General features: G+C 64.1%; 17 protein-coding genes and 1 pseudogene. 12 read left to right on the top strand and 6 right to left on the bottom strand.

The window, feature by feature from the left end:
- Positions 1-12: 12 nt before the first annotated feature.
- Entirely contained in the window at positions 13-1,026 is a 1,014-nt protein-coding gene (folP, locus tag ACTXGA_RS02490) for a dihydropteroate synthase (protein WP_443391532.1), read from the top strand.
- Positions 1,023-2,366: a phosphoglucosamine mutase gene (gene glmM / locus ACTXGA_RS02485; protein WP_443391531.1), complete on the top strand. Its 1,344-nt coding sequence runs from the start codon at positions 1,023-1,025 to the stop codon at positions 2,364-2,366. The genes folP and glmM overlap by 4 nt, the downstream gene beginning before the upstream one ends.
- 3 nt (positions 2,367-2,369) lie before the next feature.
- Here glmM and ACTXGA_RS02480 read toward each other — a convergent pair whose 3' ends face one another.
- From ACTXGA_RS02480 to proS, 4 genes and pseudogenes are all read right to left on the bottom strand, one after another.
- Positions 2,370-2,909: a DUF2937 family protein gene (locus tag ACTXGA_RS02480; protein ID WP_443391530.1), complete on the bottom strand. Its 540-nt coding sequence runs from the start codon at positions 2,907-2,909 to the stop codon at positions 2,370-2,372.
- Between the two features lie 180 nt (positions 2,910-3,089).
- Positions 3,090-3,933, bottom strand: a pseudogene (locus ACTXGA_RS02475) (serine hydrolase domain-containing protein).
- On the bottom strand, positions 3,927-4,403 hold the full coding sequence (locus ACTXGA_RS02470) for a hypothetical protein (protein ID WP_443391529.1): 477 nt from the start codon (positions 4,401-4,403) through the stop codon (positions 3,927-3,929). The pseudogene ACTXGA_RS02475 and the gene ACTXGA_RS02470 overlap by 7 nt, the downstream one beginning before the upstream one ends.
- A gap of 30 nt (positions 4,404-4,433) precedes the next feature.
- A complete protein-coding gene (proS, locus tag ACTXGA_RS02465) occupies positions 4,434-5,783 on the bottom strand; it encodes a proline--tRNA ligase (protein ID WP_443391528.1) in 1,350 nt (449 codons plus the stop codon).
- Between the two features lie 222 nt (positions 5,784-6,005).
- Between proS and ACTXGA_RS02460 the strand changes: the two genes are divergently transcribed.
- The 8 genes from ACTXGA_RS02460 to ACTXGA_RS02425 all read left to right on the top strand — a co-directional run bounded on the left by ACTXGA_RS02460 (position 6,006) and on the right by ACTXGA_RS02425 (position 16,854).
- Positions 6,006-7,898, top strand: coding sequence for a pentapeptide repeat-containing protein (locus ACTXGA_RS02460; protein WP_443391527.1), 1,893 nt, complete (start codon positions 6,006-6,008; stop codon positions 7,896-7,898).
- Positions 7,899-8,137: 239 nt separating this feature from the next.
- Positions 8,138-9,232: an AI-2E family transporter gene (locus ACTXGA_RS02455; protein ID WP_443391526.1), complete on the top strand. Its 1,095-nt coding sequence runs from the start codon at positions 8,138-8,140 to the stop codon at positions 9,230-9,232.
- Positions 9,232-9,966 carry a P-loop NTPase family protein gene (locus tag ACTXGA_RS02450; RefSeq protein ID WP_443391582.1) on the top strand — a complete coding sequence of 245 codons (735 nt, stop codon included), beginning with the start codon at positions 9,232-9,234 and terminating at the stop codon, positions 9,964-9,966. Before ACTXGA_RS02455 ends, ACTXGA_RS02450 begins: the two co-directional genes overlap by 1 nt.
- A gap of 60 nt (positions 9,967-10,026) precedes the next feature.
- A complete protein-coding gene (locus ACTXGA_RS02445) occupies positions 10,027-12,201 on the top strand; it encodes an RNA degradosome polyphosphate kinase (protein ID WP_443391525.1) in 2,175 nt (724 codons plus the stop codon).
- A gap of 120 nt (positions 12,202-12,321) precedes the next feature.
- Positions 12,322-13,245 (top strand): hypothetical protein, encoded by a 924-nt coding sequence (locus tag ACTXGA_RS02440; protein WP_443391524.1) that lies wholly within the window; start codon positions 12,322-12,324, stop codon positions 13,243-13,245.
- A complete protein-coding gene (locus ACTXGA_RS02435; protein WP_443391523.1) occupies positions 13,242-13,652 on the top strand; it encodes a hypothetical protein in 411 nt (136 codons plus the stop codon). The genes ACTXGA_RS02440 and ACTXGA_RS02435 overlap by 4 nt, the downstream gene beginning before the upstream one ends.
- A 241-nt stretch (positions 13,653-13,893) precedes the next feature.
- Positions 13,894-15,192, top strand: a complete 1,299-nt coding sequence (locus ACTXGA_RS02430; RefSeq protein ID WP_443391522.1) for a flagellin N-terminal helical domain-containing protein — start codon at positions 13,894-13,896, stop codon at positions 15,190-15,192.
- A 114-nt stretch (positions 15,193-15,306) separates the two neighbouring features.
- The gene (locus ACTXGA_RS02425; RefSeq protein ID WP_443391521.1) at positions 15,307-16,854 is read left to right on the top strand and encodes a Ppx/GppA family phosphatase; all 1,548 of its coding nucleotides are present in this window, start codon (positions 15,307-15,309) and stop codon (positions 16,852-16,854) included.
- A 12-nt stretch (positions 16,855-16,866) separates the two neighbouring features.
- Here the strand turns inward: ACTXGA_RS02425 and ACTXGA_RS02420 are convergent, their stop codons facing one another.
- Positions 16,867-17,256: a hypothetical protein gene (locus ACTXGA_RS02420; RefSeq protein ID WP_443391520.1), complete on the bottom strand. Its 390-nt coding sequence runs from the start codon at positions 17,254-17,256 to the stop codon at positions 16,867-16,869.
- A gap of 302 nt (positions 17,257-17,558) precedes the next feature.
- Here ACTXGA_RS02420 and ACTXGA_RS02415 point away from each other — a divergent pair, with 302 nt between their 5' ends.
- Positions 17,559-19,196 carry a hypothetical protein gene (locus ACTXGA_RS02415; protein WP_443391519.1) on the top strand — a complete coding sequence of 546 codons (1,638 nt, stop codon included), beginning with the start codon at positions 17,559-17,561 and terminating at the stop codon, positions 19,194-19,196.
- Positions 19,197-19,317: 121 nt separating this feature from the next.
- Positions 19,318-20,700: a tetratricopeptide repeat protein gene (locus ACTXGA_RS02410; protein WP_443391518.1), complete on the top strand. Its 1,383-nt coding sequence runs from the start codon at positions 19,318-19,320 to the stop codon at positions 20,698-20,700.
- 240 nt (positions 20,701-20,940) lie between these two features.
- Here ACTXGA_RS02410 and ACTXGA_RS02405 read toward each other — a convergent pair whose 3' ends face one another.
- Positions 20,941-21,951, bottom strand: coding sequence for an endonuclease/exonuclease/phosphatase family protein (locus ACTXGA_RS02405; RefSeq protein ID WP_443391517.1), 1,011 nt, complete (start codon positions 21,949-21,951; stop codon positions 20,941-20,943).
- Positions 21,952-21,953: the final 2 nt, after the last annotated feature.

Below are 21,953 nucleotides of genomic sequence, written 5' to 3'. Positions count from 1 at the left end.
TAACTGACAGGCATGACCGAATATTACCGCCCGATTGTCCGTTTCGACCAGCCGCGTCCGGATCACGCCGTGCCCCTTGCCGGGGGAAAAGGCTGGTTCGTCGAAACCCTGTGCCACAGCCGCGACGCGGCCCCCCGCTATGTTCCCGCCGCCGAGATCCCTGAGGACTGGCGCGAGCGTCTGTCCGCCCCCCGCGCGCCGATTGCCGGGCTGGACTTTGGTCGGACCAATGTGATGGGCATCCTGAACGTCACACCGGACAGTTTTTCCGACGGGGGCAAGAACACCTCCTCGGCGGCGGCGCTGCAACAGGCCCGCCTGATGGCAGAGGAAGGCGCGGACATCATCGACGTTGGCGGTGAAAGCACGCGTCCCGGCGCCTTGCCCGTGCCGCGCGAGGCAGAGGTGGCCCGGGTCGAACCGGTGATCACGGCGCTGGCGCATGAGATCAAGCTGCCGATCTCCATCGACACCCGTAAATCCGTGGTGGCGGATGCGGCGGTCCGGGCCGGGGCCGTTCTGGTCAACGACATCTCCGGTTTTACCTACGATCCGATGCTGGCGCGGTACTGTGTGGACAAGGACCTGCCGGTCTGCGTCATGCACGCGCGCGGCGATCCGGAAACCATGCATATAGACCCGCGCTATGACAACGTGCTGCTGGATGTCTATGACTTCCTCGCCAAACAGGTTGCCATGCTCGAAGAAATGGGCATTCCGCGCAGCCGCATCATCGTCGATCCCGGTATCGGCTTTGGCAAGAACATCGATCACAATCTGCCCCTGCTGCGCGAGGTGTCGCTGTTTCACGGGCTGGGCTGTGCCGTGCTGGTCGGCGCGTCGCGCAAGGGCTTTATCGGCACGATCACCGGCGCGCATCCGGCGGCAAACCGTGTGTCCGGTTCGGTCGCCGTCGCGTTGATGGTGGCCTCGCAGGGGGTACAGATCGTCCGTGTGCACGATGTGCGCGAAACCGTTCAGGCGCTGTCTGTCTGTCACGCCATTTGCAAGGGAGACTTCCAATGACACGCAAGTTGTTCGGCACCGATGGCGTGCGCGGGACCGCAAACACCTTTCCGATGACGGCAGAGATGGCGCTGATGTTGGGTGCGGCAGTCGGGCGGTATTTCCGCAACGAACATGGCGGCGTGCACCGCGTGGTGATCGGCAAGGACACGCGCCTGTCGGGCTATATGTTCGAAAACGCGCTGACGGCGGGCCTGACCTCGACCGGCATGAACGTGCTGCTGCTGGGGCCGGTGCCGACACCTGCCGTGGGTCTGCTAACCACCTCCATGCGCGCCGATCTGGGCATCATGATTTCGGCCAGCCACAACCCGGCGGCCGACAATGGCATCAAGTTCTTCGGCCCGGACGGGTTCAAGCTGTCGGATGCGGCCGAGGCCGAGATCGAGGCGCTGGTCGAAGAGGGCACCAAGCCCGCCAAGCCGGTCAACATCGGCCGCGCCCGCCGCATCGACGATGGCCGCTTTCGCTATCAGGAGCGGGTCAAGGGCACGCTGCCGCCCGGCCTGCGTCTGGACGGAATCAAGGTGGTCGTGGATTGCGCCAATGGCGCCGCCTACAAGACCGCGCCAGAGGTCCTGTGGGAGCTGGGCGCCGATGTCGTGACCGTGGGGACGGAGCCCAACGGCCTGAACATCAACGAAAACTGCGGCTCGACCAAGCCGCAATCCGCTGCGGACACGGTCCTGCGGCATGGGGCGGACGTCGGCCTTTGTCTCGATGGGGATGCCGACCGGATCATTCTCATCGACGAACAGGGCAAGGTGGCCGACGGCGATCAGTTCATGGCCCTTCTGGCGGCCCGCTGGGCGGAACAGGACCGGCTGCGGGGCGGCACGCTGGTGGCCACTGTCATGTCGAACCTCGGGTTGGAACGCTTCCTTGACGCCAAGGGTCTGCGGCTCGAACGCACCCAGGTCGGCGACCGCTACGTGGTCGAGGCGATGCGGCAGGGCGGTTGGAACCTTGGCGGTGAACAGTCAGGCCACATCGTGATGACCGATTTCGCCACCACCGGCGACGGTCTGATGGCCGGTCTGCAATTCCTTTCGGAAATGGTCGCCACGGGCAAACGCGCCTCTGAACTGGCCAAGAATTTCGAACGGGTGCCGCAACTGCTCAAGAACGTGCGCTACGGCGAGGGACAACTGCCGCTGGACACCGACAGCGTGCGCAGGGCCATCGCCGATGCCGAGGGGCTGCTGACTGGCAAGGGCCGCCTGCTGATCCGCAAATCGGGGACGGAACCGCTGATCCGTGTCATGGCCGAGTGCGAGGATGAGACGCTGCTGACACAGGTGGTCGACGGCATCGTGGCCGAGGTCGAGGCGGTCAGCTGAGCGTTACGCCTCTGTCCGGTTGGGTCTCTGCGCGCGCCCGCCACGGGTGCCGCGCAGCATGCGCCATGATCGCCGCAGGATCGCAAACCCCAGCGCCAGCACCGCCCAGCCGGCGACAAAGCCCGTCCCGGCAAAGACCGCTCCTTCAAAGGTGGCGGGTACGGCCGGTTTGAAGACCTCCATCGCGCGCCGCGCCACGTCGCGGTCCGGGGCCGCGTCAAAGGCCAGCCTTGCGCGCATGAAGGGGCCGGCGCCTTCCAGCGTGCTCAGCGCCTCGGACAGCCGCTCATACCGTGCGATGTCGGCGGCCATGTTGCCCGCCTGCGTCTCGGCCATTTCGCCTTCGTTGGCCAGCGCCACCAGATAGGCGTCCAGCGGCATGCCCTGTTGCGCGGCGTCGCCCTCGTATCGGGTGACCTGCCGTTCCAGCTCATCCACCGCACCGCCCAGACGCTGCAAGTACTGTTGGGAAAACTCGGGAAACTGCGACAGGCCGACAGCGCCTGTCAGCCCGCCCGCAAGCGTCAACAACCGTAGGAACATCTGCCTGTCTCCCGTCGCTTCTCTGGCGATCTCGGGCTGCATGGTGCCAGAAAGACCCCCGCCAGACGAGGGGAAAAGCCGCAGAACGGCTCAGTCGGCGAAAACCGCCCGTACCAGTGCGGAGTCCAGCGCCACCATCGCGTCCCAGTCGACACAGGCGTCGTAGGCCGCCGCAATGGTTTATTTCCCAAACCAGTTCACGGCGTATACGCCAAGGCCTGCATCGGGAAAACACAGCGCGCCGAAATGCCAGTGGCTCGCGTTCCCGCGCCCCGTTCGGAACACCATCCCCAACCCATAGGACACGCCATCACCCATATCGGCATGGGGTGTGGCCAGCGGATCGGATTTGGCAAAGGCCTGCGTCATCAGGCGGGCATAGTCGCGCACTGACATTTCCCAGCCGCCCCAGGGGCCAAAACCGCCGTACTCGGGCGACAGCCGCGCGGTGGTGAGCTCAAGCGGCTGCAACACGCGGGCATGGCAGACTTCTTCGTACCTGCCGCCCGCGGCTTCCTCGATCACTTGGCCAAGAACCGCGTAGTTTTCGTTGTTGTACTGATAGAGGCCGCGCGTGCCGTCCTGCCTTGGCCGGTCCATCACTGTCGCAGTCACCTCCTGCCAGCGCCGCGTGCTGTCCCCGCGCCAGACTGCCATCGGCCCCTGCGTGCTGTCCGGCCAATAACCAGAGGTATGCGTGACAAGCTCTGCCAGCGTGACCGGTCCGCCCCCCCTTGATCCAGTCATCAACCGGATCGTCCCAGGTCATCTTTCCCTCGTCGACCAGCGCCGCCGCGCAAAGTGCGGTGATCGCCTTGGAATTGCTGGCCAGCTTCAGCGCCGCGTCCACAGAGGCCCCGTCTGACCGCGCCAGCAACTCCGAGTCAAAGATGGAAAAGACCAATGCGCCGGGCGGGTTGCCCTGCGCTTTTAGCCAGCGGTCCCATTCCAGCGCGACCCGCTCGGATTGCGCCAGCGCGGGCGAGGCCCAGATCAACAGCGTCAGGCAAACCGCCCTCAGCATGGGCCAAACCCCAGCGAGTCTGCGATCGGCGCGACCAGCGGATCATAGCTGCCCCGCGCAACGAACGGATAGCGCAACTGCAAATGCGCACGCGCCTCTTCACCGCCGCAGGTCAGCCCGTCCTCGACCCGCAGGTAGAAGATATCCGACCCGATATCGCCCGACAGAACGTACCAGCTGCGCCCGCCGGTTTCATAGGTAACCTGCGCCTCTTCGCTCAGCAGCCAGGCGCGGGTCGCGGCCTTATCCTGCGCCAGAGGCTCGATACGCCAAGCGCCCCAGACCCGCAGTTCCGCGCCGCCGGGGCCGGTGTAGGTCAGGCCATCACTGTTGCCCGGCGGCGGGCCGGCGAAAAAGCCCGGCGGCACGTAGGCGGACACGCCGTAGCGCCCGACAATGTCGGCATCGGCAACTCCGGCGTTCAGGCCAAGCAACAGGCCGATCAACGGGGCGAGAAGGGCAGGGCGCAAGGTGGGCCTCCGATCAGAACGGATGCCCGATTATGCCCCCGCGGGTGTGACCTTGTAAATCTGCGCGATCTTGGCCACCGCCTGTTCGGGCGGCAGTTCCTCGCTCTCACCCGTGCGGCGGCTGGTCAGTTCGACCACGCCGTTCTTCAGGCCGCGCGGGCCGACGGTGATCCGCCATGGCAGGCCGATCAGGTCCATCGTCGCGAACTTGCCGCCCGCGCGTTCATTGCGGTCATCGTAGAGCGGTTCCAGCCCCAGCGCGGTGAGCGAAGCATAGAGCGCCTCGCAGGCGGCATCGGCCTCTTCGTCGCCCTGCTTGAGGTTCACGATCCCGGCGTGGAAGGGCGTCACGCCCTCGGGCCAGATGATGCCCCTGTCGTCATGGCTGGCCTCGATGATCGCGCCCAGCAGGCGTGACACGCCGATCCCGTGCGAGCCCATGTGGACCGGCACCTTGTTGCCCTCGGCGTCCTGCACCGTGGCGCCCATCGGTTCGGAATACTTGGTGCCGAAGTAGAAGATCTGGCCAACCTCGATGCCGCGCGCGGTGCGGCGGCGCTCTTCGGGGATCTGGTTGAACAGCGCCTCGTCGTGGGTTTCGTCGGTGCGGGCATAGCGCGAGGTGAATTCCTCCAGCACGGCCTGGCACTGTTCGTGGCTGTCGTAATCGATCTCGCGGTCGCCGAATTTCAGGTCGGTGATCTGGCTGTCGTAGAAGACCTCGCTCTCGCCCGTTTCGGCCAGCACGAGGAATTCATGCGTGTCGTCGCCGCCGATGGGGCCAGAGTCGGCGCGCATAGGGATCGCCTGCAGGCCCATGCGTTCGTAGGTGCGCAGATAGCTGACGAGGTGGCGGTTGTAGGCGTGCAGCGCGTCTTCCTTGGTGAGGTCGAAGTTGTAGCCGTCCTTCATGTAGAATTCGCGGCCACGCATCACGCCGAAGCGGGGGCGGATCTCGTCGCGGAATTTCCACTGGATCTGGTACAGGGTCAGCGGCAGGTCCTTGTAGCTGCCCACGTGGCTGCGGAAGATATCCGTGACCAGTTCCTCGGCCGTGGGGGTGAACAGCATGTCGCGGCCGTGGCGGTCCTTCATGCGGAGCATTTCCTGGCCGTAGTCATCATAGCGGCCGCTCTCGCGCCAGAGGTCGGCGCTTTGCAGGGTGGGCATCTGGATCGCGATGTGACCGGCGCGGGCCTGTTCCTCGTGGACGATGTCCTCGATCTTGCGCAGCACCTTGAAGCCGAGCGGCAGCCAGGAATAGATCCCGGCGCTGGCCTGTTTGATCATGCCGGCGCGGAGCATGTAGCGGTGGCTGACGATCTGCGCCTCGGCGGGCGTTTCCTTGAGGACGGGCAGGAAATAGCGGGACAGGCGCATGTTTTGACCTCTGGGCAAGCGGTTTTGATCCTCCTAGCGGGTTGGATAGGGCCAGACAAGAGCGCCAGAGGTATCCACGCGTGGACAGCTTAGGGGGAATGCAGAATCAAGGGGTTACAGGGACGGTTTTACCGTTGCTTAACACTCTCCCCGGATTTGCCCCCTTTTCGGAGGGCTTTTGTTCGGGCATCCTGACGCCAATTGGCATCGGGAATTTTGAGCATGGCAGGCATTGAAACGGCAGCACAGGATTGGATCACGCTGAGTCTGCCCCTGACGTGGACAGGCGCAAAGGTGCTGCTGGCCTCAATGGGACTGGCCGTGGGTGCGGGCCTTGTTTGGCTGATGCTGAACGCGCCGGACCGAAACGACAGGCGGCGAGACCTGCTGACCGACTGGCTGACCGCGCTGGGCTGGGTGTTGTTGCCGGTCTGGTTCGTGCTGCTGGGCGGGACGCTGTGGCACCTGTGGCTGCTGTTCTCGGGGATGGACTCGTTTCTGGACAATGTGGGCTTTGGCATGGGCGCCGTTGTCGCGGCCTTTCTGGGCGGGCCGTTCGTGATCTGGGGCACGGTGCTGAAGCAACGGACGGTGGAGTTCCAGAAGGAAGGGCATATCACCGACCGGATCAGCAAGGCAGTAGAGCAGCTTGGCGCGGAGAAAGAAATTTCACGCCCGATGCGCAACGTGACCTACGAAGTTGGCAAGGACGACGCGAAACAAACCATTTCCGCATTGGAAGGCCGGGACGAGCGATTTGATCCACCTGCCGGGGCGACGAACGTCGTGCGCAGTCCGTGGGAGATCACTTCGCGCACCGTCCCCAATATCGAGGTGCGGATTGGCGGGTTGTTGTCGCTGGAACGGATCGCGCAGGACAGCACCCGGTACGACAAGGGGCGGGACCATGTGCGGGTGATGGAGATCCTCTGCGCCTATGTGCGGGAGAATGCCAAGGCAGAGGATGCGGTGGATTTTCCGTTGATGGCGTGGGAGCCGTTGAAGGACGATGCGAGCGAGGAGGAGCGCAAGGCGCATGTGGCTTGGCGTAACGCTCGGTTTCGACTTCGGCTTAATTCTAATGCCCGGGAATGGGCGCAATCGCTGGACGGCCCGCGGGCGGACATCGCCCTGGCGCTGCGGATCATCGGGCGGCGGACCAAGGAGCAGTTGCAGGCCGAGGCGCGCTGGGGGGATGAGGCGCTGGACTCGGCGGACTGGGTCTTTGACACGCCCTGCCCGGAATTGCCGGACCCGCCCGAAGGTGAATCGCATCCGAAGGGCGCAATCGAAGATCACAAAGCCCGGCTGGAGGCTTGGAAAAAGACGCTTTCCGGCTATCGCGGCTATCGCCCAGATCTGCGCAAGACCAACCTGCAAAAGGTGGACCTGAGCAAGCTGACCCTGTCCGGCGGGCGCCTTGACGGGGCGCGGATGGAGGGGGCGAACCTCGGGCAGGCACGGATGGAGGGGGCGAACCTCTGGCAGGCACGGATGAAGGGGGCGAACCTCAGCGAGGCGCGGATGGAGGCGGCGTTCCTCGTGGATGCACGGATGGAGGGGGCGGACCTCACGCAGGCGCGGATGGAGGCGGCGTTCCTCGTGGATGCACGGATGGAGGGGGCGGACCTCACGCAGGCGCGGATGGAGGGGGCGTACCTAAGGTTGGCGCGGATGGAGGGGGCGAACCTCTGGGAGGCGCGGATGGAGGGGGCGAACCTCTGGCAGGCACGGATGGAGGGGGCGAACCTCGGGCAGGCACGGATGGAGGGGGCGAACCTCGGGCAGGCGCGTATGGAGGGGGCGGACCTCAGTGGGGCGCGGATGGCTGCGACAACCGATCTGACGGCGGCGGTTGTCGCATCCGCCGCCGTCAGATCGGTTGATTATTCCAATGTGGCGTTGTCGCAAGAGCAGGTCAATTCACTGTTCGGGGACGCCAGTGTGATCCTGCCGGGCGGAGTCTTGCCCGGTGATCCGGATTGGCCAGAGCACTGGCCAACGTGGGAATTGCCCGACTTCGGCGAGCACAATTTCGACGACGAATGGCGCAAGTGGCAGGACGATCCCGAGAACTACCCCGTTCCGCCTCCACCGGAGGAAGCGGCGGGGTGAACCCCGCCCTACGGGGAGTGTCGGGGGTGGTGGGTTTGGAAATCCAGCCTACGTCTGAGGGGCCGTCAGGGCCGCCCATTTCGCGGTGCGGCTGTGCCGCGTTTCCCCTGAACAGGCGCAAATCTGCTGCAACGTCCGGAATTCCACCATTTCCGCTGGCATCTGCCCCCCTGTTGCCGCTAAACGCTTGAATCTTGCGCAAACCAAAGCAATGTAAGGCTTATTCGAAAGGATAGTGCATGGCTCTGCCCGTGAGGGACCAGATGAAGTATTGGGGGGTCGCGGCAGCGGTCTTTGCCATCGTGCTCTGGTTTCTGGGCGACGTGCTGGTGCCGTTCATCCTTGGCAGTGCCATCGCCTATTGCCTTGATCCGGTGGCCGACTGGCTGGAGCGCGTGGGCCTGTCCCGCGCCGCCGCCACGGCGGTGATCACGGTCTGCGCCATCCTGATCTTTGTCATCATGACGCTGGCGATCATCCCGCTCTTGATCCAGCAGGCGCTTGCCCTGTTCGAATTCGCGCCGCAGCTGTTCCGCGACCTGCAAAGCTTTCTGACCGAACGGTTCCCCAACATGGTCAACGAAGAAAGCATCGTGCGCGAGACGCTGATCGAGCTGGGCGACACCATCAAGCAGCGCGGCGTGCAGTTGGTCAATGCGGCGCTGGGATCTGTCGGGTCGCTGCTGAACGTGGTGGCGCTGTTCCTGATCGTGCCGGTGGTGGCGGTCTACATGCTGCTGGACTGGGACCGGATGGTGGCGAAGGTGGACGAGATGGTGCCGCTGGACCACCGCCCGGTGATCCGCAAGCTGGCGGGCGAGGTCGACTTGGTGCTGGCGGGGTTCATCCGCGGCATGGGGTCGGTGTCGCTGATTCTGGGCACCTATTACGCGGTGGCGCTGTGGCTGGTGGGCTTGCAGTTCGGCCCGGTGGTGGGGGTGATCGCGGGGGTTCTGACCTTTATCCCCTACGTGGGCGCGATTGTCGGCGGCGTGCTGGCGGTGGGGCTGGCGCTCTTTCAGTTCTGGGGCGAATGGTGGTGGATCGTGGCGGTCTACGCCATCTTCCAGACCGGTCAGTTCGTCGAGGGCAATATCCTGACGCCGCGCCTTGTGGGCAATTCGGTGGGGCTGCACCCGGTCTGGCTGCTCCTGGCGCTGTCGGTTTTCGGCTCGCTGTTCGGCTTTGTGGGGCTGTTGGTGGCGGTGCCGCTGGCGGCGGCGCTGGGCGTGCTGGCGCGGTTCCTGACGCAGCAATATCGCGGGTCGCGGCTGTTCCTTGGGCTGACGGCGCAGGATGAGCGGCGGGACGGGGTGCCGGAGGGGAACGAATGATGACCCTGACCAGCCAGATCCCCCTGCCGCTGCCATCGCGAGAGGCGCTGGGGCGCGAGGATTTCTTTGTCAGCCCGGCCAATGCTCTGGCCGTTGCGCTGATCGAGGGCTGGCGCGACTGGCCCGCGCGCAAGCTGGTGCTGACGGGGCCGCCGGGGGCGGGCAAGACGCATCTGGCGCATGTCTGGGCGCGGCTGGCAGGGGCGCGGATCATCAAGGCGACAGAGCTGGATGAGGCGGATATCCCGGCGCTGGCCGCGGGGGCGGTCTGTGTCGAGGATGTGGAACAGATCGCCGGAAACCGTCCGGCGGAGGAAAAGCTGTTCCACCTGCACAACCTCGCGCTGGCCAATGGCGGTGCGCTGATGGTGACGGCGGTGCGCGAACCGGTGTGCTGGAAGCTGGAGGTGCCGGATCTGGCCAGCCGCATGATGGGCGCGCAGGTGGCCCGGATCAGCGAGCCGGACGATACGCTGCTGGCGGCGCTGCTGGCGAAGCTGTTCAATGACCGGCAGGTGGTGCCGGGGCCGGAGGTGATCGCCTACCTCGTGCGGCACATGCCGCGCAGCTATACCACCGCCGCGCGACTGGTGGCGGCGCTGGACGCCGAGGCGCTGGCCCATCAACGGCGCGTCTCGCGGCCGATGGCGGCGCGCGTTCTGGCAGAGATCGTGCCGCCGGGGGCCGAGGCGCAGGGCTCTTCGCCCCATGATCCGGGCGCGCCCCGCGACTGAGCTTTCCACCGGCTCGCCAACGTCATAAACCTGTTGCAGATCAAGAGGCATAAGCGCGTCATGACCCAAGCAGATTTTCTGAAAGCCCCGCTGCCCGCCCCCACAGAGATGCCGGATCTTGACCTGACCGGCCCGGGGCGTTTCTTCAACCGTGAACTCAGCTGGCTGGGCTTCAACTGGCGTGTGCTGGAAGAGGCGGAAAACACCCGGGTGCCGCTGCTGGAGCGGATGCGCTTTCTGTCGATTTCGGCGGCCAACCTCGATGAGTTCTATACCGTCCGCGTGGCGGGCCTGCGGGAGCTGGCGCATACCGGCAACAACACCCCGGCCGCCGACGGGCTGACGCCCGCCGAACAGCTGGTGCTGATCGACGATGATGCGCGCCGCCTGATGGCCCAGCAGCAGAAGGTGCTGATCGAGTTGCGCGGGCTGATGGCCGCAGAGGGGATTTCCATTGTCGCGCGCGAGGACCTGAACGACGGGGACAAGACCTTTCTGGCCGCGGCCTTCCTGTCCAATGTCTTTCCGGTGCTGTCGCCGCTGGCGATCGACCCCGCGCATCCGTTCCCCTTTATCGCCAACATGGGTTACTGCCTTGCGCTGCAGCTGGAACGGATGAAGGACAAGCGCCCGCTGCAGGCGCTGTTGCCGATCCCGGCACAGATCGACCGGTTCATCCCGCTGCCCGCCGATGACGGACAGCACCGCTTCATCCTGCTGGAAGAGGTGGTGCTGCTGCATATCGACAGCCTGTTCCCCGGCTATCGGATCAAGGATCACTTCGGCTTCCGGGTGCTGCGCGACAGCGATCTTGAAGTGGAGGAAGAGGCCGAGGATCTGGTCCGCGAATTCGAGGTGGCGCTGAAACGCCGCCGCCGCGGCGAGGTGGTGCGCCTGACCATCACAAGGGGCGCGCCCAAGGGCCTGCGTGAGATCGTCATGCGCGAATTGCATGTGCAGGGCGACGAGGTGATCGAACTGGACGGCATGATCGGCGTGGCCGACACCAAGGAACTGGTGATCGACGCGCGGCCCGATCTGCTGTGGCCCAGCTTTACCCCCCGCGTGCCGGAGAGGGTGCAGGATCACGACGGCAAGATGTTCGACGCGATCAAGCAGAAGGACATGCTGCTGCACCACCCCTACGAGACCTTCGACATGGTGGTGCGGTTCCTTGCGCAGGCGGCGCTGGACCCGAACGTGGTGGCGATCAAGCAGACGCTGTACCGGACCTCCAAGAACTCTCCGATTGTCGAGGCGCTGTGCGAGGCCGCGGAAGAGGGCAAATCCGTCACCGCGCTGGTCGAGTTGAAGGCGCGGTTCGACGAGGCCGCCAATATCCGCCAGTCGCGGCGGTTGGAACGGTCGGGCGCGCATGTGGTTTACGGCTTTCTCGACTGGAAGACCCACGCCAAGATTTCCCAGGTGGTGCGCCGGGAGGGCGACAAGCTGGTGACCTATACCCATTGGGGGACCGGCAACTACCATCCCATTACCGCCAAGATCTACACCGACCTGTCCTTCTTTACCTGTGATGCGGCGCTGGGGCGCGATGCGGCCAAGATCTTCAACTACCTGTCGGGCTATGCCATGCCCGAGGGGTTGGAGAACATCCACATTTCCCCGCACAATCTGAAATCCGGCATGATCGAGATGATCGAAAAGGAAATCGAGCACGCGCAGGCGGGCCGCCCGGCGTCGATCTGGATCAAGATGAATTCGCTGATCGAACCGGACATGATCGACGCGCTCTACCGGGCGTCGCAAGGCGGGGTAAAGGTCGACTGCGTGATCCGCGGAATCTGTGGATTGCGTCCGGGAATTAAGGGTCTGTCCGAGAATATCCGGGTGAAAAGCATCATTGGCCGGTTCCTTGAACATTCGCGCATTGCCTGTTTCGGAAATGGCCACGGGTTGCCGCACAAAAAAGCGCGGGTCTTCATTTCATCGGCGGACTGGATGGGGCGAAATCTGAACCGCCGCGTCGAAACCGGGGTCGAGATCCTGAACCCCACGGTCAAGGCGCAGATCGTCAGCCAGGTCATGGCGGCGAACCTTGCCGACACGGCGCAAAGCTGGGTCATGGAGCCCTCTGGCCAGTTTGTCCGGCATCCGGTTCCGGAGGGCGAGTTCTCCTTCAACTGCCACCGCTTTTTCATGGAAAATCCGTCCCTTTCCGGGCGCGGATCGGCGGGCGCCTCGGACGTGCCGCAACTGACCCACAGCGACGATTGATGCGGATTGGAGGGCGTTGCACAGGCACGCCACCCGCGCCTCTGATCGGGCAGATTCGGCCTGTACGCCATGGGGCCAAAGGGGCGTTGGCGGCCGGTCTTGACCTTAGGTCAATAATACTTGTTGCCCGATCATCGAACGAAAGGTTACTGTCGAGTTAATATTTCAAAAAGAATGGGGGACTTTGCTTTGTCTTTTTTCAAGTCGACGGCTACGGCACTTGCTTTTGGGCTTTTCAGTTTCAGCGCGGCACCTGCCTCGGCTGCGACATTTATTCTGGATTTCGACACGCCGGCAAAGACAGATATCTTCAGTGAAACTACTGGTTTTTTTGACCACACGGCGTTTGGCTTTTCGGCGGGCATTTCGCGAGTCGACGTGATTTCAGGCGTTCTGAATGCGGTAAAAGACCACTTTCTGGGATACGTGACATCGGATGTCGATGCGTCCAGCCCGCTGGCGCCGGGATACGAACTGGATATCGATTTCGCGGTTGGAACGGTGGGCTCTCCGCCTGCGGGCACGGATTTCTGGTATATGGGCATCGGGCCGGACGCGAATGGTCCCTCTACACTGTTCGGGCAAGCCTGTCTGGATTGTGTGCGGGACGCCTCGGGGGCGGCCAACAAGTTCGCTTTGCCGGTCGGGTCCATCGTTGGATCGATCTTCACCAATTCCATTGCCACGGCTGCCGGACTGGCCACAAACGACCAGCAGTTGATCAATTTGATCGCCGGTACCACCTCGCATGAGATCGGACATGCGCTGTCGCTGTTCCACGCGGGCGCGAAGGACAGCAATCCGGGCGCTTCTGCATGGGGGGTCATGGGGTCCGGAGCGACGGCCATGCCCACGATCGAGCGAACGCTGGAGAGGGAATTCACCTATGCCAAGTTCGACCAGTTGATCGGTGCGGTGGGTGTGCGCAAGGTTGCAGATGCGCCGGCGCCGATCCCGCTGCCGGCCTCCATCGTTTTCCTGGCCTTCGGTCTGGGCGCATTGCGTCTGGGCGCGCGCAAAGGCCGGACGGCGGCGCTTGCATGACATCACGACGCGGGGTTCTGGCGGCCACCCTTGGCCTGCTCTGTGCCCCGCGCATCGCGATGGGTGACTGGCTGACGTTGTCTTCGGCCGAAATGGCCGAACATTCCGACCTGATCGTGGTGGCAACCCTGCGGTCACGGTCCGATAATGACACCTCGACAATCGGGATACTTGAGGTCGGTGAGGTCCTGAAAGGGACCGCAATCGGCCCCGAGATCACGATTGTCCTGCCGCCCCGCAAGCGGCCCATGGGCCTTGTGGCCAGCACGGATTTCACCATTCCGACAGACAGCGCCGGCCTGTGGTATCTGGTGGCAGAGGGCAATCCCGACCGCTACGTGATCGACCGCCCGGACCGGTTTGTCCCGGCCGCTGAGGCCGTCGGACTGATCGACGCCTTGCGCTGAGCGCAAGGCCCGCGACACGGGCGGGAACCGTGGCGGCCGAATAATGCCCAAATATGGCCCAGCGATTGCCGCAAATCCTTAAACGACAGTTAACAACGCAGCCCGAGAGTACTCCGGCACGGACCAATCCGTGGCGCGGGCCGTGCGCGTTGCCCGCAATGTCAGAAGGCGTTCACTGTGCCGGATTTTTTTGCCCGGCATCACTGGTGCGAAACGCACCTGCGAACGAAAGGCGACATTCATGTCGAGTATCAATTCAAACCCCGGGGCCACTGCGGCCCTTCAGACGCTGAAGGCGATCAACGCCTCGATGGCGAATACGCAAATGCAGATCGCGACCGGCAAGAAGGTGGCGACCTCGCAGGATAATGCCGCCGTCTGGGCGATTGCCAAGACGATGGAAGCCGATGTGCAGGGCTTTCAGCGCGTGTCCGACAGTCTCAGCCTTGGCATGGCGACGGTTTCTGTCGCGCGGCAGGGCGCCGAGACGGTGACCGACCTGCTGACCGAGATCAAGGGAAAGGTCGTTGCCGCCCAGGAGGAGAACGTCGACCGGGCCAAGATCCAGATGGATATCGAGGCGCTGCGGGATCAGATCGGATCCATCGTGAACGCGGCCCAGTTCAACGGGCAGGGCCTGCTGACCAACACCGATCAGACCGCCGGATCGGGCGGGATCAATATTCTGTCCTCCATCGACCGCTCGGCGAGCGATGTCAGTTCCAGCGATATCCGCGTTTCCAAGCAGGATCTGGGGCAGGGCGCGGCCAGCATCGGCGCGGGCCTTTCGGCGTTTGCCGGCGCGGCCAATGACATCACCGGCGCGGGCGACGGCGCGGCGACCACGCTGACAGGCGCGGCGACCGCCCCCACCGGTACGACCACCTTTGGCGCATCGGCCACCACCACCGTGGCGGCGGGCACCGGGTTCTCGGTGGCCATCAGCGCCACGGGAGGCAGTGCACCCTCCAACACCGCCAGCCGCGATGACATCGCCTATGTGGCCCGCGACGGCGACACCATGGCGGATGTGGCCGCCGGTCTGGCGGCGGCCTTCAACCAGTACATCACCGACGATCTGGGATCGGGCAACGAGGGCACGATCGGAGCCACCGTTTCCGGCAACCAGGTCACCTTTACCGGCGCCGAAGGCACCGGTGACAACTTTTCGGTCACGGTGAACCAGTATGCCGCCGACAGCACCACCACCATCGGTGGCGGTCTTGCGGCGCTGGGCGAAATCGACGTGACCACGCAGGCCGGGGTGGATGCCGCCCTGACCGAGATGGAAGGCCTGATCCAGACCGCCATCGACTCTGCCGCCGCCTTCGGTTCGGCCGAGGGGCGACTGGACACGCAGAAGGAGTTCGTCAGTGGCCTGTCGGACGCCCTGAAGGCGGGCATCGGCACGCTGGTGGATGCCGACCTCGAAGAGGTGTCGGCCAAACTGCAGGCGCAGCAGGTGCAGCAACAGCTTGCTATTCAAGCGCTTTCCATCGCCAATCAGGCCCCCAGCGCGCTGCTTTCGCTGTTCCGCTAAGCCCCCGGCACCAGCCCTTGTGGCGCGGATTTACCCAGCGCTAGGGCTGGTGCCTTTTGATTGACCGCCCCGTTCCCTGCGGGCGATAACCGAAGGGAACGGATCGGGATTCGCATGGACGGACAAGACGATACTCACGGCCACTGGGATCCGTTCGGGCGGCCCCTTTTCGACGATCCAAAGGCGCGGGCGCTGTCCCGCGTGGGCGTGGTGGACATCGGATCCAACTCTGTCCGACTGGTGGTCTTTGACGGCGCCGCGCGCAGCCCGGCCTATTTCTACAACGAAAAGATCCTCTGCGGCCTTGGCGCGGGCATGGCCGAAACCGGCCGCCTGAACCCCGAGGGGCGCGAACGCGCGCTGCGCGCCATGCTGCGGTTCCGCAAACTGGCCGAGGGCATGGAATTGCCCGCGCTGACCGTGGTGGCCACCGCCGCCATGCGCGACGCCGAGGATGGCGAGGATTTTCGCCGCGTGCTGGAATCCGCCACCGGGCTGAAGGTCTGGGTCATCGACGGCGCCGAAGAGGCGCGGCTGTCGGCGCAGGGCGTGCTGCTTGGCTGGCCCGGGTCCTACGGGCTGGTCTGCGATATCGGCGGATCGTCGATGGAACTGGCCGAGATCCACGATGGCGAGGTCGGCCGCCGCATGACATCCCCCCTTGGGCCGCTGAAAATGCGCGACCTCGACGGCGGGCGCAAGACGCGGGACAAGGTGATCCGGCGCGAGATGAAGGCACTGGCCGAGCATATGGGCACCCAGCGGGACCGGCTGTTCCTTGTCGGGGGCAGTTGGCGCGCCATCGCCAAGATCGACATGTACCGCCGCGACTACCCGCTGCAGGTGCTGCATGAATACCGCATGGACACCGAGTCCGTGCGCGAAACGCTGGCCTTTATGGAGGCCCATGAAGATCACGAAGCTCTGCGCAAGGCCTGCGGCATTTCGAGCACCCGCATGGCGCTGGCCCCGCTGGCGGGCGAGGTGCTGACGCAGGTGGTCGAGACCTTCGGCCCCTCCGACATCGCGATTTCCAGCTACGGCATCCGCGAGGGGCTGCTGTACGAGCAGATGCCGCAAAAGCTGCGGGACCGTGATCCGCTGATCGAATCCTGCCATTTCGCCGAGGCCAAGGACGCCCGCCTGCCGGGATTTGGCGCGGCGCTCTATGATTTCGTGCTGCCGCTGTTTCCCGCGGCCAGCGCCTCGCGCAAGCGGCTGATCCATGCCGCCTGCCTGCTGCATGACGTCAGCTGGCGCGCCCATCCCGATTACCGCGCCGAGGTCTGTTTCGACAATGCCACCCGCGCCAACCTTGGCGGGCTGAAACATTGGGAACGGGTCTATCTGGGTCTGGCGCTGCTGCACCGCTATCGCAACAAGCGGGAGGGCACCCGGTTCGAGGACCTCTACGCGCTGCTGGACGGCATACACCAGAACGAGGCCGAAGTTCTGGGCAAGGCGCTGCGGTTCGGGGCGATGCTCTGGACGCTGAAGACCGACGGCACCGGCCCGCGCCTGACATGGGATCCCGAGACCCGCGACCTGCGTCTGCAGCTGACCGCCGACACCGCCCCGATCTACGGCGAGGTGACGGAGTCGCGGTTCAAATCGCTGTCGGATGCACTGGGCGCGGACAGCTGGGGCATGGACGTGGTCTGAGGCGGGCCGACCTCAGAGGTCGATCTTTTCCTTTGGCTCCGGCTTTGGCGCGGGCTTGATCTCTGGCTGTTCATCTTCGGGCGTCAGCGGCACCTTGCGACGGAAGATGATATCACCGTTTTCCAGCATTTCGGGCGCGTGATAGACCGTCCAGTCGTCGACCTTTTCGAGGATATCGCCAAGCGCCGGGCCCATTTCCAACAAGAACTCGCGCAGGTAGGGCTCTGCCTCGCGGGCGGCCTTGTCCAGTTCCTGCAGCATCGGTTCCATTTCCGTCATCAGCCCGCGCAGGAACAGGCGGGTGCCTTCCTCCATCAGGCTCAGGCCGTCGTCCTGATCCTGTGCAGAGGCCGGGGCGGCGAGAAGGGTGAGGGCAATGAGGGGCGCGGCGATCTGTTTCATGACAGTGGATATAGGCGCGGCGCGGTGGCCTGAGAAGAGGGAGGTGTGATGCCTGTCGCTTCCGGGTGTCACATAGGTCTTTTAATATGTGATCTTACATACATATTTTAATATGTGAAATCCCGGGATACCCTGTCCGAAGGGTGGATGACACGACAACTTATTTTGTGATCGACGGTTTCTGGTGAGGTGGCCCCATCCACGCGTTTTTTCGCGGATTTAAAACGAAATGGTTGGGGGGAATTCCCGTGAAGATGAAACGAACGTTGATAGCGTGTTCTCTATGCGCGCTCACCGCGGGCATGGCCCATGCGGGAAGCTTTGAGTTTACGGACGACGCCGATTGGGATCTGGGGACGTACAACAGTACCAACAGCGGTCCTCCGGGGGCCGACGATCAGATCCAGTTGAATCCGGGGATCACGACCCAGTTCGATCATATATGGGTCGCGGCATCGGGGCGGGGCACCGCCATCCGGATCAACACTGATTTCGACGATGGCGACGACGGGCTGATTGGCAACAACAACCACGCTGCGGTTCTGGGCGAGTACTACACCGCCCCGTCCGGGCAACCGGCGAACCCGTCCCGGACGACGGTTGACCAGAACGGCGATGTCTGGGTCGGCAACCGGAACGCCGGCTTTCCTCAGGGTTCGGTGACAAAGATTTCGGCGAGCGCCTCCGGTCCGGGCACCTCCACAGGGGTATGGAACGCGGGAACCGGCGCGGCCGGAACCTTTGATGCGCGGGCATGGACCAATGCAGGCGGGTTGGACACCGGCGGCGGCACCGCCACCGCAACCGATCCGGCCATCCTGCACTATGTGCGCACGGACAGTACCAACAACCGCACGATTGCGATCGACGCGAACAATGACGTCTGGGTGGGCGGTCTTGGAAACAGGCAACACCTGAAGCTCGACGGCGATACCGGAGCGCAGATCGGCACCACAAGCACCGTTGCCGCTGGCGGCTACGGCGGGCTGATCGACGGCAACGGAATTCTGTGGTCCGCCGATTGGTCGAATTCCCGCATCGCCCGCTACGATACAAACGCCGCCGACCCGGGCAGTTCCTTCCTGGGCTTCGTGGCGACAGGCGGGCCGTCCTACGGGCTTGGCGTGGATTCGCAGGGCAATATCTGGAACAGCCACTACAACAACGGCACCATAACCAAGCTGGACTCCTCGGGGGCCATCATCGGCACCTTTGCGCTTGGCACCGGATCGGGATCGGCGAGCCGGGGTGTGGCGGTTACGCCGGATGACCACATCTGGGTCGCAAACAGCAATCGGAATACCGTCACGCGCTTGGACAACAACGGCAACGTGATCCAGCAGATCTCTGTCGGGGCCTTCCCCACCGGGGTTTCGGTCGACAGCAACGGTAAGGTCTGGGTCACGAACCTGAGTTCCAGCAACGTGATGCGGATCGATCCGGCGACCAATGCCGTCGATCTGACCGTCGATCTGGGAGCCGGGGCCAATCCCTACAACTATTCCGATATGACAGGCACGGTTGTCTCAGGTACCACGAACCCGACGGGAACCTGGCTGTCCTTGCTGGACTCCGGCTTGGCGGGCACGGAATGGGACAAGATCTTCTGGAACCAGGAAGCGGAGGGCACCATCCCGACCGGGACGGGGATCGTGGTCGAGGTTCGCACGGCGGACATCCTTGCAAACCTTGCCGGTGCGGCCTGGACCAGCTTCTCTCAGGTCGATGACCTGAACCTGTTCGGGCGGTATGCCCAGGTGCGGGCGACCCTCACGCGGACCGGGCCGGTCGGATCTCCGACACCGGTTCTGTCGGATCTGCGTCTGACGACCATTGAGCCGATGGCACCGATTCCGCTGCCTGCCGGTATCTGGCTGATGGGGGCCGGGGGCCTGATGCTGTTCGGCATTGGACGTCGGCGCAACAGGAAGACCTCCTGACGCCGCCAAAAAAACGGTGAAAAACTGCATCCTGGCCGTCGCACGATGGCCGGGATTTGTGGCAGGCGAAACTGCGCTTTGCGTCAATTCCCGATCAACGTCCTCAGTCCCGGAGAATGGTTTGAAACGTATCCTGAAATTGTCTGTCTTTTCGCTGGCGCTCATGATCGGCGGCGCAATCGAGGCCGCAACCGTCGATCTTTTGGTGTCTCCGGCCCCGCCTGCGGGTCTGCCGCAAAACCTGATCGTGACCCCGGAGACGCCTCTTCAATCGCTGCAGAAACGCTATTCCGCCATCGTCGCGGAATATCCCAAGGATGCCGAGGCGTGGCACACGCTGGGAACGGTTCTTTTCCACCTTGAAGAGACCGAAAAGGCCATTTCTGCATGGGATACTGCGGCGCAGCTGAACCCGATCTACGCCCCCTCCGAGGTCATGAGGGATGTGCAGCGCGTGTTCCTGCTGCAGCGCAAGGGCGATACTGAGGAGGCGCGAGAGCAACTTGAGGCCGCGCGAAAAGCGCATTCCGAGAACCCCTATTTCCAACTCATCCTCGCCGAACAGGCGATGCGCAACCGCGACGAAACCACGGCTGAACGGGCCTATCAGAAGGCCGCCGAGTTGGCGCCGAAGCTGTTCGTGCCGCAATTGAACCTCGGCAGGTTCTACGAGTTCAAGGGTGAGCAGGACAAGGCGCGGCAGGCCTATCTGTCGGCAACGCTATTCGCGCCAGACCACGCGATGACCTGGGATTTCCTTGGCGCACATCAGTTCAACGAAGGCCGGATCGAACAGGCGCTTGTCAGCTTTGAAAGGGCTGAAACCGCGGACCCCGCGCAGCCCCTGGCGGAGTTGCGTCTTGCCAGTCTCCATTCGAAGATCGGCGATCAGATTGGCGCGCGGTGGTGGTACAAACGCGCATTGGAACGCGCCACGTCCGGCCATGACGCGATACGGATCGCCTTGAGCGACGCGCAGTTGCGTCTGGGGTTGCTGGAGGAGGCGGCGGCCTCGATCGATGCGATCGATGAAGACAGCCAGACCGCGCCAGTTCTGGTGGCCCGTGCGTTCATCGACGAGAAGATGGGGGATGTCGACACGGCCCTAAGCCGATACCGGAAAGCCGTCCGGCGCGATCCCGGAAATATCGTGGCGTCGAACAACCTTGCGATGGCGCTGATCAAATCCGGCGGAAACCGGGAGGAGGCGCTGTCCTTTGCGACCTATGCCCTGGAACGCCTGCCAAACAACGCGGCGGTTTTCGGCACACATGCCATGGCGCTTGCCCATGCGGGGCAGACGGAAGAGGCACTGGCCCGGCTGTCGAGCGCAATCCGGATTGACCCCGATGACGTGTGGCTCCGGTATTTTCTTGGCAAGATCCTGCTGGAGCAGGGTGACGACATGGCCGGGCGGATGCACCTGGAGGCGGTCCTGATCCTGGACCCGGACTTCGAGAGATCAGAAGAGGTGTCCGGTCTCATTCTTGAAACCGGGAACTGACGGATCAAGAGGTGATGGGGTTTCGGTTTCGGGGGGGACCGAAAATTGGTTCTGTCAGGGGGTCGTGCCGCTATTGTTGTCGGGGGGGGGGCGGAGCTGATTGCCGATGCCGGACACCCGTTTCCGGGCACCCGGTGGGGCGGATTTCGGCAGAGCTGGGGGCGCTGCCCCCTCTTGGCCTGCGGCCAATTCACCCCCGAGGGTATTTGAAAGCCCAAAGAAACAGGCGGCGCGCGGCGGTCAGAGGTCGATGTCCAGCGTGACCGGGAAGTGGTCCGAGGCGTCCAGCAGGGCGTCGCGCAGCGCCTCGTCCCGCCAGCATTCGGCGTCATCGAAGGGATGCCAGATGCGCCAGGCCGGGTCGCGGACGCGCAGGCCGGCGGAAATCATCAGGTAGTCCAGCATGGCCTGCAGGTAGCGGCCTTCGTCGTGGATCAGGAAGCGGGCGGTGCTGGGATGTGCGCCCAGCCTGAATTCAAGCGCCTCTGTCGCGTGCGGATCGTAGAGCTGTCTGGCGATTTCCTCACCCGCGCCCAGCAAGATCTCGACCGAGCTGCGGCCGAACAGGCCCTCATAGGCGTCGAGGCCGGGGCCGTCGTTGAGATCGCCCATGACGACCACATCCTCACCCGCCTCCAGATGGGCGGCGACGCGGCGGCGCAGCCAGATCGCCTGCGCCAGTTGCTTGCGGCGGTTGGCGATGGCCAGTTTCATGATCGCGTCATGCCCGCGCGCGCCATGCGGGGCCTTGGATTTCAGATGCGCGCCAATCATCCGGAACCGCGAGCCGGAGGCGGTGTCGACAAGGAGTTCCAGCGGCGGTTTGGAGAAGCTCACCGTATCGGCGCGGTTGTCGATGTCGAGGTCGATCTGGAAGGTGGAGTCAAAGCGCGGCGCGTCCTTGGCGCCTTGCGGGTCATGGCGGACCTGCATTTCGTCCGGGTCGAACAGCAGCGCGATTTCCTGCTGGGTGTCATTGGCAAAGCCGGTGGCCACCGCGCGGGTGCGCAGTCCCGCCGCCTCGGCAAAGGCGGTCAGCGCCCGGGTGGTGGAGCGGCGGCGGTTGGTGTCGGGCGCTTCGATGATCATCACCGCATCTGCGTCGATGCGGCGAAACACGTAGCTCAGCGCCTCCAGCTGTGCGCCGCGCGTCACCTCGAAACGACCGCCCAGCTTGTTGTCGATCAGCGGGCGGCCCTTGTCGTCGAACAGGCTGTCGAACCATTCGACATTGTAGGTGGCAAGGCGCATCG

The sequence above is a fragment of the Antarctobacter jejuensis genome (assembly GCF_052266595.1).
Classification (GTDB): domain Bacteria; phylum Pseudomonadota; class Alphaproteobacteria; order Rhodobacterales; family Rhodobacteraceae; genus Antarctobacter; species Antarctobacter jejuensis.
Note: the sequence above shows the minus strand (reverse complement) of the source record. Positions and strands in the feature narration are given on the sequence as shown.

Coding starts and splice junctions, on each gene's coding strand:
- proS (WP_443391528.1), bottom strand. CDS start 5,783: ATGCGCCTGTCCCGCTATTTCCTGCCCGTCCTCAAGGAAACGCCCGCC.
- ACTXGA_RS02455 (WP_443391526.1), top strand. CDS start 8,138: ATGGCTCTGCCCGTGAGGGACCAGATGAAGTATTGGGGGGTCGCGGCA.
- glmM (WP_443391531.1), top strand. CDS start 1,023: ATGACACGCAAGTTGTTCGGCACCGATGGCGTGCGCGGGACCGCAAAC.
- ACTXGA_RS02430 (WP_443391522.1), top strand. CDS start 13,894: ATGTCGAGTATCAATTCAAACCCCGGGGCCACTGCGGCCCTTCAGACG.
- ACTXGA_RS02480 (WP_443391530.1), bottom strand. CDS start 2,909: ATGTTCCTACGGTTGTTGACGCTTGCGGGCGGGCTGACAGGCGCTGTC.
- ACTXGA_RS02445 (WP_443391525.1), top strand. CDS start 10,027: ATGACCCAAGCAGATTTTCTGAAAGCCCCGCTGCCCGCCCCCACAGAG.
- ACTXGA_RS02435 (WP_443391523.1), top strand. CDS start 13,242: ATGACATCACGACGCGGGGTTCTGGCGGCCACCCTTGGCCTGCTCTGT.
- ACTXGA_RS02460 (WP_443391527.1), top strand. CDS start 6,006: ATGGCAGGCATTGAAACGGCAGCACAGGATTGGATCACGCTGAGTCTG.
- ACTXGA_RS02405 (WP_443391517.1), bottom strand. CDS start 21,951: ATGCGCCTTGCCACCTACAATGTCGAATGGTTCGACAGCCTGTTCGAC.
- folP (WP_443391532.1), top strand. CDS start 13: ATGACCGAATATTACCGCCCGATTGTCCGTTTCGACCAGCCGCGTCCG.
- ACTXGA_RS02420 (WP_443391520.1), bottom strand. CDS start 17,256: ATGAAACAGATCGCCGCGCCCCTCATTGCCCTCACCCTTCTCGCCGCC.
- ACTXGA_RS02425 (WP_443391521.1), top strand. CDS start 15,307: ATGGACGGACAAGACGATACTCACGGCCACTGGGATCCGTTCGGGCGG.
- ACTXGA_RS02415 (WP_443391519.1), top strand. CDS start 17,559: ATGGCCCATGCGGGAAGCTTTGAGTTTACGGACGACGCCGATTGGGAT.
- ACTXGA_RS02450 (WP_443391582.1), top strand. CDS start 9,232: ATGACCCTGACCAGCCAGATCCCCCTGCCGCTGCCATCGCGAGAGGCG.